The sequence below is a fragment of the Paraburkholderia sp. AV2 genome, assembly GCF_054968425.1.
Genome location: NZ_JBANLK010000006.1, coordinates 55,797 through 71,759 on the forward strand (window position 1 = coordinate 55,797; position 15,963 = coordinate 71,759).

A 15,963-nucleotide genomic window follows, 5' to 3' on the forward strand; every position below is an offset into this window, starting at 1 on the left:
GATCAACCGGCGGCGCGCCCTTCGTGCCGCCTGAAGCAAGGAGAACCGCAAGATGCAAGCCTGGCTGACCGATCTGCAGCAACTGCTCGCGCACGGCGACGCCGCCGTGATCGTGACGGTCGCGCGCGTCGAAGGATCGGCGCCGCGCGAAGCGGGCACGAAGATGATCGTGACGCGCGAGGCCGCGCGCCACACGATCGGCGGCGGCCACCTCGAATGGAAGGCTATCGAGATCGCGCGTCAGGTGCTGCGCGACGGCATGCGCGCGCCGAACATGCGCCGTCTCGAACGGCTCGCGCTCGGCCCGAGCCTCGGCCAGTGCTGCGGCGGCGCGGTCGTGCTCGCGTTCGAGCGGGTCGACGTGGGCGACCTCGGCTGGCTCGCCACGCTGGCGCGCCGCCTCGCGGCAGGCGCGTCGACCGTGCGTAGCGTATCATTCCGCTCCTCGCGGAATGGGAGCCCGATCGGCGCGGGCAGCGCCGCGGCGGCCGACCCCATCTTGCTGTCCGAGCCGGAGCCGGGCGTGGAAGCCCCCGACTGCCTCCTCTGGGACACGCACGACGGCGAAGGCGGCGCGCTGCTCACCGAAACGATCGCGCCCAACGACTTCCCCGTCGTGCTGTTCGGCGCGGGGCACGTGGGCGCGGCGCTCGTGCGTGTGCTCGGCACGCTGCCGTGCCGCGTGCGCTGGGTGGACGAGCGCGACGCCGCGTTTCCGTCGCCCGAAGCGTTCGCGGCGCTGGCGGCGCCCAACGTCGAAATCGACGCGAACGACGCCCCGGACGAAGCCGTCGATACCGCCCCGCCGGGCACGAGCTTCATCGTGATGACGCACGATCATTCGCTCGACCTCGAACTCGCCGAGCGCATCCTGCGCCGTGGCGACTACGTGTTCTTCGGGATGATCGGCTCGCACACGAAGCGCAAGCAGTTCGAGCACCGGCTCGCCGCGCGCGGCATCGATCCGCTGCAGATTGCACGGATGAAGTGCCCGCTCGGCGTCGACGGCATCGTGGACAAGTCGCCCGAAGTGATCGCCATCTCGGCCGCCGCGCAGCTCCTGCAGGCGATCGAGGCGCACGCAGCCCATGCCCTCGCCCATTCCGCGTGATGTCATCTACCCACGGACCGACCCAACCATGACCATCACGACCACCGCCGTCCCGCTCACCGAAAAGGCCGCGCGCGCGCCGAAGTCCGAGCTGCACATCCATATCGAAGGCTCGCTCGAACCCGAACTGATCTTCGCGCTCGCGCAGCGCAACCAAGTGAAGCTCGCCTACGACTCGATCGAGTCGCTGCGCCGCGCCTACGCGTTCACCGACCTGCAGTCGTTCCTGGACATCTACTACGCGGGCGCGAGCGTGCTGCTCAAGGAGCAGGACTTCTACGACATGACGATGGCCTACTGCGAGCGCGCGCTCGCGGACAACGTCGTGCACGCCGAAATTTTCTTCGATCCGCAGACGCACACCGAACGCGGCGTGCCGATCGAAACCGTGGTCGCGGGCATCGACCGTGCGCTCGCCGACGCCGAAAAACGCGGCCTCACGAGCAAGCTGATCCTGTGCTTCCTGCGCCACCTGAGCGAAGCCGATGCGCTCGCCACCTTCGAAGCCGCGCTGCCGCTCTTCGACCGCTACCCGCGCCTGATCGGCGTGGGCCTCGACTCGTCCGAGCGCGGGCATCCGCCTTCGAAATTCGAGCGCGTGTTCGGGCAAGCTCGTGCCAAGGGGCTGAAGCTCGTTGCACACGCGGGCGAGGAAGGCCCGCCGTCGTACATCTACGAAGCGCTCGACCTGCTGAAGGTGGACCGCGTCGACCATGGCGTGCGCAGCATCGAGGACGCGGCGCTCGTCACGCGTCTTGCCGACACGCGTGTGGCGCTCACGGTCTGCCCGCTCTCGAACCTCAAGCTGTGCGTGTTCGACGACATGACGAAGCACACGCTCAAGGACCTGCTCGACCAGGGTGTGGCGGTCACGGTCAATTCCGACGATCCCGCCTACTTCGGCGGCTACGTCAACGAGAACTACACCGCGATCATCGACGCACTGAAGCTGAACGATCAGGAGGTCTACACGATCCTGCGCAACGGCTTCGAAGCGTCGTTCGTGAGCCCGGAAGAGCGCGCCGCGCTGATCGCGAAGCTCGACGCCTACTGGAGCAGCACGACCGCGTAAGCACTGACTCACGCGCCCCTCACGGGGCAGCAGTACACCGCAGGGACCGGCACGAAAGCGCCGGGCCGTGGGCCCTCTCGTGCCGCGTTTTTCAGGGACGGCGCAAATAAGGGATCTCAACCTCACTCAAACCTGAAGATTTTGGAGACGCAGTTCCCATGACTCAATCGGCTTACCGCGCAAAACTGTTGACGTTCAAAGGCGACCCCGCGCAATCGTCCGACGCCGCTGTCTTTCACGAAGACGGCGTCGTGATCGTCGAAGACGGCCACGTGATCGCCTCGGGCGCGTGGTCCGCGCTCGCCGGCCTCGTCGCCGACGGCGCCGCCGTCCATGACCTGCGCGACAAGCTGATCGTCCCGGGCTTCATCGACACGCACATCCACTATCCGCAGACCGACATGATCACGTCGCCGGCGCCGGGCCTCCTGCCGTGGCTGGAAACGTATACGTTCCCGACCGAGCGCGGCTTCGAAAAGGAGGCGGTGGCCGAGGACACGGCGCGCTTCTTCGTCGAAGAACTGCTCGCGAGCGGCACGACCACGGCGCTCGTCTATTGCACGGTGCACAAGCAGTCGGCCGATGCGCTCTTTTCCGCGAGCGAGGCCAAGAACCTGCGCATGATCGCCGGCAAGGTGCTGATGGACCGCCATTGCCCCGAATTCCTGCGCGACACGCCGCAGACGGGCTACGACGACAGCGCCGAGCTGATCGGCCGCTGGCACAAACGCGGCCGCCAGATGTACGCGCTCACGCCGCGCTTCGCGCCCACCTCGACCGAGGCGCAGCTCGAAGCCTGCCAGGCACTCGCGAAAGCCCATCCGGACATCTTCATCCAGAGCCACGTGGCCGAGAATCCCGACGAGGTGAAATGGGTAAGCGAGCTGTTCCCGCGCCATCGCAGCTACCTCGACGTCTACGATCATTACGGACTCCTGCGTCGCCGCGCGGTGTACGGCCACTGCATCTGGCTCGATGACGAAGACCGCCGCCGCATGGCGCAGACGGGCACGGTCGCGGCGCACTGCCCGACCTCGAACCTCTTCCTCGGCAGCGGCCTGTTCGACTTCGACAAGGCCGACGAATCGGCCATGCCCGTGACGCTCGCGACGGACGTAGGCGGCGGCACGTCGTTCTCGATGCTGCAGACCATGAACGAAGCGCACAAGGTCGCGCGCATGGGCGGCCACCACCTCACCGCCACGCGCATGTTCTGGCTCGCGACGGCGGGCGCGGCGCAGGCGCTCGATCTGGCCGACACCATCGGCACGCTCGCGCCGGGCAGCGAAGCCGACTTCGTCGTGCTCGACCCGCGGGCCACCCCGCTGCTCGCGCGGCGCACGGCCCGCGCGGAATCGCTCGAAGAACTGCTGTTCGCGCTGGCGCTGCTCGGCGACGACCGCGCGGTCCATGAGACCTACGCGGCCGGCAAGCGCGTGCATCGCCGCGGCGAGCGCGCGCAAAGCGCTGTGCTATAATCCGCCGCTCATTGGGGAGTAGCCGCCCCGCATCGTGCTGCGCAACACGCCTTCCACGAAGGCTCATGCGCCCGGCGCACGATCCGCGGGGGCACCTGTCAACAAACTTGGCCTTCGCGGCCATGGCAGGTGCAGCCTCTGGCCTGGCGAGACCGATGACCCATAACCGCCGCAACAGGGCCCGGCGGGTTGTGGGTCGTCGCTCGCACTCATCTCGGCCCGAGGACTTTCAGAAAATGGATCAAGCCTTTCTCGTTTCCACGGGTGCCGTCGCGCTTGCCGAAATTGGCGACAAGACGCAACTGCTTTCGCTCGTCCTTGCTGCGCGCTATCGCAAGCCCATGCCGATCATCCTTGGCGTGCTGGTCGCCACCCTCGTCAATCACGCGGGCGCGGGCGCGCTCGGCACCTGGCTCGGCGCGCTCGTCACGCCTTCCGTGATGCGCTGGGCGCTGGCCGCCTCGTTCGTCGCCATGGGCTTATGGATACTCGTGCCCGACAAGCTCGACGAAGGCGAAGCCAACGTCAACCGCTCGCGGCTGGGCGTGTTCGGCGCGACCGTCGTGACCTTCTTTCTCGCCGAGATGGGCGACAAGACGCAGATCGCCACGGTGGCGCTCGCCGCGCGCTTTCACGACTTCTTCGGTGTGGTGTGCGGCACCACGCTCGGCATGATGATCGCCAACGTGCCTGCCATCCTGTTGGGCGACCGCTTTGCCCACAAGCTGCCGACGAAGCTCGTGCACGGCATCGCCGCCGTCATGTTCGTCGTGCTCGGCGTGCTGGCGGTGATGGGCGTGGGAATCTAGACGGAATAATCGGAACGAAAGGCGGCGCCGCCTGAAAACCTGCGGCGGCCCGCCATTCGATTGCCCTGCCGGGCATGCCAGGGCGCGCGGGGCTACTGCGCCGCGGGAGCGCCCGAAGCGGGCATCGGTGCGGCCATTTCGTTCGGCGCCCCGCCGTTCTTCTCGACCGGCAGCCTGACTTCCTGCACGGAACCGTTCGCCAGCGGGAAATTCGAGAGTGCGCTGCGCGCGAGGTACGGCATCGCGCGCACGAGCGACGGCTCGTCGCCGGACGTGCGCGCCGTCACGTTATAGAGCTCCTTGCCCGTCGCCTTGTCGGTGATGCGGATGCCAAGCGCGTGCGTATAGACCGGATAGGTCTGGTTCACGTACGCGGGCGCGTAGGGCCCCCACGCCCCCCAAGGATTGAACGGCCCCCAGTACGGCGCCGGCCACGGGTTGTAGAACACCGGCTGCGCCACCGTCACCTGATCCATGCGGCTGCCGTAGGCGAGGCCCACCAGATAGCGCGCCTGCCGTTCGTCGACCTGGCGGAACGCATACTGCGCCAGACCGTCGGCGACCATGCGCTCGTAGGTCTCTTCCTCGATGCTGTGCTTCTGGTCGGGGTTGCGTGAAAAGGCGTACGTGCGCGTGGCGTCGCTGCCGCCTTCCCACGCCGAAAAGGCCGTCACCTGGCTCGTCACGTAGGTCGTGCAGCCGGACAGCGTCACGGCAAACACCGCCAGCAGCATCAGGGCGCGGCGGGTCCAGCGGTCATGCTTCATGGTCTTCTCGTGTCTATTGGTCGAAAGCGCGGTCGAGGCGGTAGCGCCCGACCCCCGGCACGGCAATCCGATGATCATACTGACTCGCGCAAATGGGGGAAAGTTCGCGCGCAGCCCCGCACCCGACGCCCGCCTCCACGGCCAACCCGGACAAGCCGGCCGAGCCTTTGTACAATGAGACGATGCGCCGCGCCACAAGCGCCCAAAAGCAGCGCCCCACAAGCGGCAGAACGGGCGCGACGCCCCATTCGACGAGATCCCACCCGACCATGTCCGATACGACCGCCACGCCCAACGTGATTCGCCGCGCCGACTACGCGCCACCTGCTTTCCTGATCGATACCGTCGATCTCGAGTTCGACCTCGTCCCTGAGCGCACGATCGTGAAAAGCACGCTGCGCGTTCGCCGCAACCCCGCTGCCGCCGCTATGCCGCACCTCGAACTGATGGGGGAGCAACTGGAGTTCGTGAGCGCGGCGCTCGACGGCAAGCCGTATGCGAATGTGCACGCGCACGAGCATGGCCTGACGGTCGAGAACGTGCCCGACCGTTTCGAGCTCACGCTCACCGGCGCCTGTGACCCGGCGGCCAATACGACGCTTTCGGGCCTCTACGTTTCGGGCGGCAACTTCTTTACGCAGTGCGAAGCCGAGGGCTTTCGCCGCATCACGTGGTTCCTCGACCGCCCGGACGTGATGGCCACCTATACAGTCACGCTGCGCGCCGACAAGGCCACGTATCCGGTACTGCTCTCGAACGGCAACCTGATCGCGGAAGGCGACCTGCCCGACAGCCGCCATTACGCAAAATGGGAAGATCCGTTCCGCAAGCCGAGCTACCTGTTCGCGCTGGTCGCGGGCAAGCTCGTTGCGCTGGAAGAGCGCATCAAGAGCGGCTCGGGCAAGGAAAAGCTGCTGCAAGTCTGGGTCGAGCCGCACGACCTCGACAAGACGCGCCATGCAATGGACTCGCTCATTCACTCGATCCGCTGGGACGAGGCGCGCTTCGGCCTCGAACTCGATCTCGACCGCTTCATGATCGTCGCCGTGAGCGACTTCAACATGGGCGCGATGGAGAACAAGGGGCTCAACATCTTCAACACGAAGTACGTGCTGGCGAATCCCGAAACGGCCACGGACGTCGACTTCGCCAACATCGAAGCCGTGGTCGGCCACGAGTACTTCCATAACTGGACCGGCAACCGCGTGACCTGCCGCGACTGGTTCCAGTTGAGCCTGAAGGAAGGCCTCACGGTATTCCGCGACCAGGAGTTCTCGGCGGCCATGTCGGGCGGCGACGAGAACGAAGCGGCGCGCGCAACGAAGCGCATCGAAGACGTGCGCGTGCTGCGCCAGATGCAGTTCGCCGAAGACGCGGGGCCGATGGCGCATCCGGTGCGTCCCGAGAGCTACGTCGAGATCAACAACTTCTACACGATGACGGTCTACGAGAAAGGCTCGGAAGTCGTGCGGATGTATCAGACGTTCTTCGGCCGCGAAGGCTTTCGCAAGGGCATGGACCTGTACTTCAAGCGCCATGACGGGCAGGCCGTGACCTGCGACGACTTCCGCGCCGCCATGGCTGACGCCAACGGCCGCGACCTCACGCAGTACGAGCGCTGGTACAGCCAGGCGGGCACGCCGCGCGTGACAGTCACGACACGCTACGACGAAGCGCAGAAGCGTTATGCCGTGACCCTCGCGCAGGACTACGGCAACGCCTCGCCGGCCGCGCGCGAAACGCAGACGGGGCCGCTCCTGATCCCGTTCGCGATCGGCCTGATCGGCGCGGACGGCAAGGACCTGCCGCTGCGCCTCGAAGGCGAGACGAACGCGCAAGGCACGACGCGCGTGCTCGAACTCACGGAGTCCCAGCAGACCTTTACATTCGTCGACGTGCCGGCGAAGCCGCTGCCCTCGCTCCTGCGCAACTTCTCGGCGCCGGTGATCGTCGAGTACGAGTACGGCAACGACGAACTGGCCTTCCTGCTCGCTCACGACAGCGACCCGTTCAACCGCTGGGAAGCCGGCCAGCGCCTCGCTACGCGCGAGCTGCTTGCGCTTGCCGCGCGCGCGGGCCAGCCCCTCGAAGTCACCGACGACGTGATCGACGCGTTCCGCCGCGTGCTCAACGACGAAGCGCTCTCGCCGTCGTTCCGCGAACTCGCGCTGATGCTGCCGTCGGAAACGTACCTGGCCGAACAGATGACCGAATCGGACCCGGCCGCCGTGCACGCAGCGCGCCAGTTCCTGCGCAAGCGTCTTGGCACGGCGCTCAAGGCCGACTGGCTCGCCGCTTATGAGAAGCACCTCACCCCGGGCGCCTACGAGCCGACACCCGAGGCGGCCGGCCATCGTGCGCTGAAGAACCTCGCGCTCTCGTACCTCTCGGAACTCGACGATCCGGCCGACGCCGTACGCCTCGCCACCGCGCAATACAACGGTGCGAACAACATGACCGACCGCGCGGCCGCGCTCTCGGTACTGCTGAACGCCTCGGCGGCTACGGGCGGCGACTTCGCGAACAAGGCGCTGGAAGACTTCTACGCGCGCTTCGAAAAGGAACCGCTCGTCATCGACAAGTGGTTCGCGCTGCAGGCCGCGCAGCGCGGCAGCACGGCGCGGCCGGTGATCGAGACCGTGCGCGCGCTGATGCGCCATCCCGCGTTCAACCTGAAGAATCCGAACCGCGCGCGCTCGCTGATCTTCAGCTTCTGCGCAGCGAACCCCGCGCAGTTCCACGCGGCCGACGGCTCGGGCTACGCATTCTGGGCCGAGCAGGTGCTTGCCCTCGACGCGATCAACCCGCAGGTCGCCGCGCGCCTCGCGCGCAGCCTCGAACTGTGGCGCCGCTTTACGCCGGCACTGCGCGAACCGATGCGCGCCGCGCTGGAGAAGGTCGCAGCCGGTGCGAAGTCGCGCGATGTGCGCGAGATCGTCGAAAAAGCGCTGGCGTAACCGGCCGGAATGCGGCGCGGCCCCAGCGGCTGCGCCGCAGCGAAGTCCCTGCAGGCCTGCCCTCCCGGCAGGCTTTTTTGTCGATTTTTTTTCGCGCCGCCGCACCCCGGCCGTGCAAGGTCGAGCGGGTAGAATTGCATTATTCCCAAGCCTTTCCGGAGTCCTGCAATGGCTTTGCAACGTCGTACCACCCTCACGAAGTACCTGATCGAGCAGCAGCGCGAGCACCGCAATCTGCCCGCCGATCTGCGCCTCCTGATCGAAGTCGTCGCCCGCGCCTGCAAGGCGATCAGCTTCAACGTCAGCAAAGGCGCGCTGGGCGATGCACTGGGCACCGCCGGCAGCGAGAACGTCCAGGGCGAGGTGCAGAAGAACCTCGACATCCTCTCGAACGAAATCCTGCTCGACGCCAACGAGTGGGGCGGCAACCTCGCCGCAATGGCATCGGAAGAGATGGAAACCTTCTTCCCGATCCCCGCCAACTATCCGAAGGGCGAATACCTGCTCGTGTTCGATCCGCTCGACGGCTCGTCGAATATCGACGTGAACGTCTCGATCGGCACGATCTTTTCGGTGCTGCGCTGCCCGGACGGCCAGCAGCCCACCGAAGCCTCGTTCCTGCAGCCGGGCACGAAGCAGGTCGCGGCGGGTTATGCCGTGTACGGCCCGCAAACCGTGCTGGTGCTCACGACCGGCAACGGCGTGAACTGCTTCACGCTCGACCGCGAACTGGGCTCGTGGGTGCTCACGCAAAGCAACATGCGCATCCCCGAGGAGACGCGCGAATACGCGATCAACGCCTCGAACGCACGCCACTGGTACGAGCCGGTACAGCAGTACATCGGCGAGCTGAATGCGGGCAAGGACGGCCCGCGCGGCGAGAACTTCAACATGCGCTGGATCGCCTCGATGGTTGCCGACGTGCACCGCATCCTGAACCGCGGCGGCATCTTCATGTATCCGGCCGACCGCCGCGATCCGTCGAAGCCCGGCAAGCTGCGCCTCATGTACGAAGCGAACCCGATGGCCTTCATCGTCGAGCAGGCGGGCGGCGCGGCGACGAACGGCGAGGCGCGCATCCTCGACGTTCAACCAACGAGCCTGCACGAGCGCGTGGCGGTGTTTCTCGGATCGAAGAACGAAGTCGAGCGCGTGACCCGCTACCATCACGAAGCCAAAAAATGAAAAAGGCACGGGAGGGGCTTGTGTATACGGTGAATCCTTCCTATAATCTTCCTTCTCTGATGCCGGAATAGCTCAGACGGTAGAGCAGCGCATTCGTAATGCGAAGGTCGGGGGTTCGATTCCTCTTTCCGGCACCAAAAGAATCAAGCAAAAAGCCCAGTCCTCGTGACTGGGCTTTTTGTTTTCTGCGGCCTCATTTCTACGGTCCCGAAGCGCGCCAACCGGCTCATCGGTGCTCGCGCCCCGCGAGCCTCTCCCGCAGAAAGATCGACGCCGCTGCGCGACCGGCAAACCACGAAAACGTGCAGCATGTGCCGGCACCCGCCCCTCTTCAGGCCTCCAGGACATTAGCTACCAAAAGCGAGCAGCGGGAGCCCACGTTCACCACCGCCCTGGTTTATATGCACCTGGCAGTAAATCGCCCGAAAACGGCATTCGCGATTGAATTAATCAAACGAATGGACTCGAACTCGCTTTTTTTGCGTTTAAGAAAATTTAAGAATTTTCGCGTCAACGGCAAAGGTTAATCGTGCGTTGCGCAGACATGGAGGGATGATCTCGTGTCCCGTGCGCGGCCCGCCGCACCAACGCGCGGGCGCTCAGAACCCTTGTGCTGGCAGGCGCAAGCGCGAAAGCAACGCGCATACGGAGCACGAAAAGTGATCCAGCCAATTATATTCCGCGCCGGTTATTACCGTGTGACGTTGTGCGGTTAAAGCAACACGCACATCTGAAAAGCATTGTTACTGTGAACGGCACTAGCGCGCTTGAAGGGCCGAGTCGGATAATTGCCTTACACAGGAGAAAGATCATGGATGCCAAACCGCCAAGGATTCCGACCCCGGACCAAGTATTCAGCCCGGATCCGGAACCGGTGGCCGTCGAATTCCTCGGCGACGAATTGCCCGCACACGTGCGCGCATTTCTTGACGAGCAACGTAAGGCCCACGAACAAAAGTAACGGGGAAAGCGCGCACGCGCATTGAACGGCGGATCGGACGACCCGCCGCTTCGATGCGCGCTAATGCAAAAGCGTGCGCTGTACATAGAGACAGCGCATGTTCGGGCTGCGCGGCAAACGCAGTGCAGCAACTGGAGGCTTCGCGAATCCCTTCGCGACCCGGTACATCCGCGACCGGCTACTCCATCGCCAATACCCGCTATCCTTTGCCTTTCGCGACCCCGAGCCGACGGCTCACTTCCACCGAAACCGCATAATGAATTCCCTCGTTCGCGCAAGCGCCTGCTGCGCCGCGGCGCTGCTGCTCGCCCTACCTCTTTCCCCCGCCCGCGCCGATGGCGACGACACGGCGCTCACCAATCTGATCGCGCTCGTTTCGCAGCGCCTCTCGCTCGCCGAACCCGTCGCTCATTGGAAGTGGGAGCATCACAAACCGATCACCGACGCGCCGCGCGAAGCGACACTGCTCACCGATGTCCAGAAGCGGGCGACCGCAGCGGGCGTCGACCCCGAGTTTGCACACGCGTTCTTCCGCGACCAGATCGACGCGAGCACCGAAGTGCAGAAGGCGCTCTTCGACACGTGGCGCACCTCGCAGGCTCCAGCGGGAGCCGCACCCGATCTTGCTACCGTCATGCGCCCCCAGCTCGACCGGCTTACCGGGCAGTTGATCGGCGCGCTCGTGCAAATTCAGCCGCTGCGGGCCTCGGCGGATTGTCCCTCCCGGCTTGGGCGCGCGCTCGCGAACTGGAAACAGCTAACGCGCTACGATTCCTCACGGGCTGGCGCGATCAACGATGCGCTTGGCCATGTCTGCGAAGGCGGCGGGGTAGGCGGCGCCGCTTAGGAGTCCCATACGGGATCAGCCGGCTGCGCCCCCGCTCCCCTGAACGACGCTCGCAACAGCGCCCGCCCCGGACAACTGCAGCGGCTGCACGCGCAAACCACGCTCGAGGCGGCCTTGCAGGATGCGCCACGTCGCCACTTCGAATGACGGTTCGCCCGCGGTCTGAATGCGCTCGGCAGCCTCGGCAACGCTTGCCACGGCGCCCAGATAGCACCAGCGATCGATGAGGTGCAGGACACTCGCACCGCCGGCCGCGTCGCGCTCCTCGACCAGCACGGCTCCATCGAACGGCCAGGACGCCGACAGCGGATCGCGCCGGGTCACGCGCGGCACGCGATTGAACGCGGGTCGAAGCGCGGCGATCCATTGCGCTTCGACGAGCAGCGCCCCGAATTCTCCCCCAGTGGCGCACCATTGCACCCGCCTCACCTGCTGTGCCATCCGCTGCTCGCGCGACGAGCGGCGCTCCCCCGACAGATGGGCGCGCACGCGCTGACGCACGCGCACGCTGCGTCCGACATAGAGAGGCGCGTCGTCTTCACCATAGAACGCATAGACTCCGTGGCCAGCCGGTGCGGTATCGATGAGATCGTCCGTGATTTCGCCCGCCAGCCGATGCCGCCGCGTCAGCCGGTCGATCTGCGTAGCGAGCATCTCCTCCGGCACAAGCGAGGGCAGACGCTGCCAGAACTGCCAGAGCAGATCGGCATCGGCGAGCGCCCGGTGGCGGTCCGACGGCACGAGCGCGTGCCGCTCGACGAGTGCGTCGAGTCCGTGACGCTTCTCGCCGGGAAACAGCGCTCGCGAAAGTCGCACGGTGCACAGGACGTCGGGATTGAACGAGAAACCGGCACGCTCGAATTCCGCGCGCAGAAAACCCCGGTCGAACGCTGCGTTATGGGCAACGAACAGCTTGCCGTCGAGCCGCTCGAGGAGTGCGGGCGCAATCTCGTCGAAGGTCGGTGCGCCCTGCACCATTTGATCGGTAATGCCGGTGAGTTGCTGAATGAAGGGCGGAATCGCCTGACGCGGGTCGACGAGGGTACTCCATCGTGTCACCTGCCCCGACGCCACTTCCACGACGCCGACCTCGGTGATCCGATGCTCACCCACTGACCCGCCTGTCGTCTCGAGATCCACGAAAACCAGGGGAGAATCGACCGGCGCAGCGCCGGGCATCATGGAAATATCGGACATGGTGAAGCAGCAAGCAAGGATGTAAGAAAACGCGCCAAGTATGCCCTGTTCGGGCGCCACGTGCCCAGCCTTCCTTGATACAAGACTTCAACCTTTCAAATGGCGCACATCGGCACTCCCCGGATTTTCCCCGATTGCAAAAACAATAACGCGACGCCTCGCGTTATTGCATGTCTTTATTTTTAATCGATCAAAATAAAAAAGCCCTGGTATTACCAGGGCCTTCTGTTCTGACACATGCGCGTCGCGCCTGTGTCAGACTACATTCACAGCATGCATTTACAGCGGCTGGATGTTCGCTGCCTGCTTGCCCTTCGGGCCGACCTTGACGTCGAACGACACGCGCTGGTTTTCTTTCAGCGACTTGAAGCCGTCCGCGCGGATCTCCGAGAAGTGCGCGAACAGGTCATCGCCGCCGGCGTCAGACGTGATAAATCCAAAGCCCTTCGCATCGTTGAACCACTTGACGATACCGGTTTCCATGTTTCAGTTTCCCTCGAAATTTTGATGACGCGGGGATTAACCCTGGCGCCGTAAGCCAACCGATCCCCGCCTCATCACAAACTCAGCAAACTGCATGGGTATTGCGCTTGACCGGAAAATCAGCATTGCCGTTATACGGGGAACGACAATCGCCAGTCAAGCGAATTTTTTATAACAGCTTTCCCATTTTCACGATAAAACCATCGTGCATCAAAATTCGCGCAAAAACCGAACTATGGCGCTGCGCAAGCCTGCGTCATTTTTACCCGAATTACTTGTGTTAATGCGGTCACCGCAAGAATTCCCGATATGTAACAATACGTATCAAACGTAAGTGTTTTTACGGGTTGTTCAAGTAAAACATTCAATTCAAGATCTGGATGGATGGCAAGCTTCAGGAGGTCATCATGCTGAAGAATCTGCGGCGCTGTTTTAAGTGGCTGGTGCAAACAGAAGACCCGGCAACGTCCATAGTGGAAGAACTCGACGCTTACGGCCCGTGGCACGGGGACCATTGGCACAACCTGCTCTGCTCGCCCATGGACGCGCGGCACTACGTGATGGAAGACTGGAGCTTGCAGCTCGAGCCTCCCGCCGCACCAGCCAGATGAACGCGCAGCAATAGCGCGAACAAAAAAAAGCGCGGCTTGGGGCCGCGCTGACAAAGGTTTGGAGATCTTTTTCGTCAACGAAAAAGTCTGCTTCGAAAAGCAGCGTTTGTAGTATATGCGCTGTTCGAACTGCGTATTAAGCGCATATAACACAATCATGTGTTACACCGGTCGCAACAATGGTGCACGGCATCTTTTTATTCCGATTTTCGCAATCACACTGTAGCGGTCGGGCAACGTCACTCAGTTGACATTTCGCTTACACCTGGACCCGCGCGGGACAAAGCCCCTTCCAGCCAGGGGTTGAGGCTCCACTCAAGATAATTCGACTTTTCACAATGGACTATTGTGAATTTCGAAATATTTCGCTTTCGCGCACCCTCTCTACACTCTGCCTGTCCGGAAACCGGTTTCGTCGCATCCATGCGTCCCACGCGGCTTGTCCCTTCTCGCCGGCTCTCGCGTGAACGGTTTCCGCAAGCCTGGGTTCCCGGAAACCCATATTGCACTCGGAGTTCATAACGATGAAAAAGACTCTCATGGTCACCGCCCTCTCGGGCGCTGTCGCAACGGCTGCGCACGCCCAAAGCAGCGTAACGCTATACGGCCTGATCGATGCCGGCATCACTTACACCAACAACCAAAACGGTCATAGCGCATGGCAAGCAACGAGCGGCACCGTCACCGGCAGCCGCTGGGGCCTGCGCGGCTCTGAAGACCTTGGCGGCGGCCTCAAGGCGATCTTCGTGCTGGAAAGCGGCTTCAGCATCATGAACGGCACGGCAGGTCAATCGAGCCGCATGTTCGGCCGCCAGGCATACGTCGGCCTGACCAGCGATCAGTATGGCGCCGTGACCCTCGGCCGCCAGTACGACACCGTCGTCGACTATCTGGCACCGCTGTCGATCACCGGGACGCAAGCCGGCGGCATGATCGCCGCCCATCCGTTCGACAACGACAACCTGAACAACTCGATCCGCTTCAACAACACGGTGAAGTATTCGAGCCTGAATTACTCGGGCTTCAAGTTCGGCACGACGTACTCGTTCTCGAACAGCGCCGAATTCGCGAACAACCGGGCCTATAGCTTTGGCGCCACGTATAACTACGGCGGCCTGAACGTCGCCGCCGGTTACCTGCAACTGAACAACGACATGAACAACCCGCAGGTCAAGCAAGCCGCATTCGCGGGCGCGCAAACGGGCGAATGGACCTTCCTGGCCGGCCGTCAGCGCACATTCGGCGGCGGCCTCAACTACACGTTCGGCCCGGCAACGGCAGGCTTCGTGTACACGCAGACCAACCTGAGCGACACGCAGGGCGGCAGCATCTCGCCTGCGAAATCAGGCGTTGCGACCGCGGGCGTTCCGTTCAACGCGAACAGCGCACGCTTCCAGAACTTCGAAGGCAACATCCGTTATGCCCTGACTCCGGCCCTGAGCCTCGCAGGTTCATACACGTACACCCGCGCGAATCTGGGCGGCGGTGTGAACCCGAACTACAACACGGTCGCGCTGCAATCCGACTATCTGCTCTCGAAACGCACCGACGTCTACCTGCAAGGCGACTGGCAGCACGTCTCGTCGAATCCGGAAGTCGGCGCTTACCTGAACGGTCTGAGTTCGGCGTCGAATACGCAAGACCAGGTCGCCGTGACGGTAGGTATGCGTCACCGCTTCTAAGCAACGTCCTGCTGACCCAGAGCACGCGGGAAGCAGCGAAAAAGGCGCCCTGGCGGCGCCTTTTTCCATTTCGCTCCGCGCGGCCGCGGCTATGCTCAGGCCTCGCCCGCTGCGGGATACCGCACGTCGAGCACGTCGATCGGGGCGGGGCCCGCAGGCGTGTACAGCGTCACCTGATCGCCAATCTTCGCCTTGAGCAACGCCCGCGCAACGGGCGAAATCCAGCTCACGCGGCCGTGGTCCAGATCCACTTCGTCAATACCGACGATGGTGATCGTATGCAGTTCGCCGTCGTCGGTGCCGTACTCCACCGTCGCGCCGAAAAACACCTGATCGGTGTTTTCCTGGCGGCTGCTGTCCACCACCTCGGCAAGATCGAGCCGTTTGGTGAGAAAGCGGATGCGCCGGTCGATTTCGCGCAGACGCCGCTTGCCGTAGATATAGTCGCCGTTTTCGGAACGGTCGCCATTCGAGGCAGCCCACGAGACGAGTTTGACGACTTCCGGACGCGCCTCGTCAATCAATTGCAGCAGTTCGCCGCGCATGCGCTGGTAACCAGCCGGCGTCATATAGTTTTTCGCGCCGGCAGGAATCTCGGGCAAACCGCCTTCGAGATCGTCGTCGTCGCTGTCGTTCGATTCTTTGACAAATGCCTTGTTCATGATGATTCAGTGTTGATACTTGCAACCTGCACACAGGTTACACGATGCCCGCGCGAGGACAAATCGCGATAAGAGCCTTCCCTTTTTTCAAACCTCTGCTATAATCTCACTTCTGCGTGCGGCTGTAGCTCAGTTGGATAG

The 15,963-nt window shown here is 63.7% G+C and carries 14 protein-coding genes, 2 tRNA genes and 1 riboswitch (1 of these 17 cut by a window edge); of the genes, 12 read left to right on the forward strand and 4 right to left on the reverse strand.

Annotated features, from left to right (window positions below; all coding sequences use genetic code 11):
* Nucleotides 1–52 precede the first annotated feature (52 nt).
* The 4 genes from xdhC (at nucleotide 53) to V8683_RS06590 (ending at nucleotide 4,470) form a co-directional block, all read left to right on the forward strand.
* Nucleotides 53–1,111, forward strand: a complete 1,059-nt coding sequence (xdhC, locus tag V8683_RS06575) for a xanthine dehydrogenase accessory protein XdhC (RefSeq protein WP_411188896.1) — start codon at nucleotides 53–55, stop codon at nucleotides 1,109–1,111.
* Nucleotides 1,112–1,139: 28 nt separating this feature from the next.
* Nucleotides 1,140–2,183 carry an adenosine deaminase gene (locus tag V8683_RS06580; RefSeq protein WP_411188895.1) on the forward strand — a complete coding sequence of 348 codons (1,044 nt, stop codon included), beginning with the start codon at nucleotides 1,140–1,142 and terminating at the stop codon, nucleotides 2,181–2,183.
* 158 nt (nucleotides 2,184–2,341) lie between these two features.
* Nucleotides 2,342–3,661, forward strand: a complete 1,320-nt coding sequence (guaD, locus tag V8683_RS06585) for a guanine deaminase (protein ID WP_411188894.1) — start codon at nucleotides 2,342–2,344, stop codon at nucleotides 3,659–3,661.
* 1 nt (nucleotide 3,662) lies between these two features.
* Nucleotides 3,663–3,891, forward strand: a riboswitch (yybP-ykoY riboswitch).
* A 6-nt stretch (nucleotides 3,892–3,897) separates the two neighbouring features.
* Nucleotides 3,898–4,470, forward strand: coding sequence for a TMEM165/GDT1 family protein (locus V8683_RS06590; protein WP_411188893.1), 573 nt, complete (start codon nucleotides 3,898–3,900; stop codon nucleotides 4,468–4,470).
* Nucleotides 4,471–4,562: 92 nt separating this feature from the next.
* Here V8683_RS06590 and V8683_RS06595 read toward each other — a convergent pair whose 3' ends face one another.
* Nucleotides 4,563–5,237: a DUF4136 domain-containing protein gene (locus V8683_RS06595; protein ID WP_411188892.1), complete on the reverse strand. Its 675-nt coding sequence runs from the start codon at nucleotides 5,235–5,237 to the stop codon at nucleotides 4,563–4,565.
* A gap of 269 nt (nucleotides 5,238–5,506) precedes the next feature.
* Here V8683_RS06595 and pepN point away from each other — a divergent pair, with 269 nt between their 5' ends.
* The 5 genes from pepN (at nucleotide 5,507) to V8683_RS06620 (ending at nucleotide 11,187) form a co-directional block, all read left to right on the forward strand.
* A complete protein-coding gene (gene pepN, locus V8683_RS06600) occupies nucleotides 5,507–8,194 on the forward strand; it encodes an aminopeptidase N (RefSeq protein WP_411188891.1) in 2,688 nt (895 codons plus the stop codon).
* Nucleotides 8,195–8,362: 168 nt separating this feature from the next.
* Nucleotides 8,363–9,379: a class 1 fructose-bisphosphatase gene (locus tag V8683_RS06605; RefSeq protein ID WP_411188890.1), complete on the forward strand. Its 1,017-nt coding sequence runs from the start codon at nucleotides 8,363–8,365 to the stop codon at nucleotides 9,377–9,379.
* 61 nt (nucleotides 9,380–9,440) lie between these two features.
* Nucleotides 9,441–9,516, forward strand: a tRNA-Thr gene (locus tag V8683_RS06610).
* A gap of 674 nt (nucleotides 9,517–10,190) precedes the next feature.
* Nucleotides 10,191–10,340, forward strand: a complete 150-nt coding sequence (locus tag V8683_RS06615) for a hypothetical protein (RefSeq protein WP_027795377.1) — start codon at nucleotides 10,191–10,193, stop codon at nucleotides 10,338–10,340.
* 256 nt (nucleotides 10,341–10,596) lie between these two features.
* Nucleotides 10,597–11,187: a chorismate mutase gene (locus tag V8683_RS06620; protein WP_411188889.1), complete on the forward strand. Its 591-nt coding sequence runs from the start codon at nucleotides 10,597–10,599 to the stop codon at nucleotides 11,185–11,187.
* Between the two features lie 15 nt (nucleotides 11,188–11,202).
* On the opposite strand, the gene V8683_RS06625 is transcribed toward V8683_RS06620, so the two are convergent.
* Both V8683_RS06625 and V8683_RS06630 read right to left on the reverse strand, forming a co-directional pair.
* The gene (locus V8683_RS06625; RefSeq protein WP_411188888.1) at nucleotides 11,203–12,384 is read right to left on the reverse strand and encodes an exonuclease domain-containing protein; all 1,182 of its coding nucleotides are present in this window, start codon (nucleotides 12,382–12,384) and stop codon (nucleotides 11,203–11,205) included.
* A gap of 279 nt (nucleotides 12,385–12,663) precedes the next feature.
* On the reverse strand, nucleotides 12,664–12,867 hold the full coding sequence (locus V8683_RS06630) for a cold-shock protein (RefSeq protein ID WP_028205165.1): 204 nt from the start codon (nucleotides 12,865–12,867) through the stop codon (nucleotides 12,664–12,666).
* Between the two features lie 407 nt (nucleotides 12,868–13,274).
* Between V8683_RS06630 and V8683_RS06635 the strand changes: the two genes are divergently transcribed.
* Entirely contained in the window at nucleotides 13,275–13,478 is a 204-nt protein-coding gene (locus tag V8683_RS06635) for a hypothetical protein (protein ID WP_411188887.1), read from the forward strand.
* Between the two features lie 524 nt (nucleotides 13,479–14,002).
* Nucleotides 14,003–15,160 (forward strand): porin, encoded by a 1,158-nt coding sequence (locus tag V8683_RS06640; RefSeq protein WP_411188886.1) that lies wholly within the window; start codon nucleotides 14,003–14,005, stop codon nucleotides 15,158–15,160.
* 95 nt (nucleotides 15,161–15,255) lie between these two features.
* Here the strand turns inward: V8683_RS06640 and greB are convergent, their stop codons facing one another.
* Complete coding sequence (gene greB / locus V8683_RS06645; protein WP_411188885.1) at nucleotides 15,256–15,822, reverse strand: transcription elongation factor GreB; 567 nt, start codon at nucleotides 15,820–15,822, stop codon at nucleotides 15,256–15,258.
* A gap of 118 nt (nucleotides 15,823–15,940) precedes the next feature.
* On the opposite strand from greB, the gene V8683_RS06650 reads away from it, so the two are divergent.
* Nucleotides 15,941–15,963 (forward strand) — tRNA-Arg (locus V8683_RS06650) (it continues 154 nt past the right edge of the window).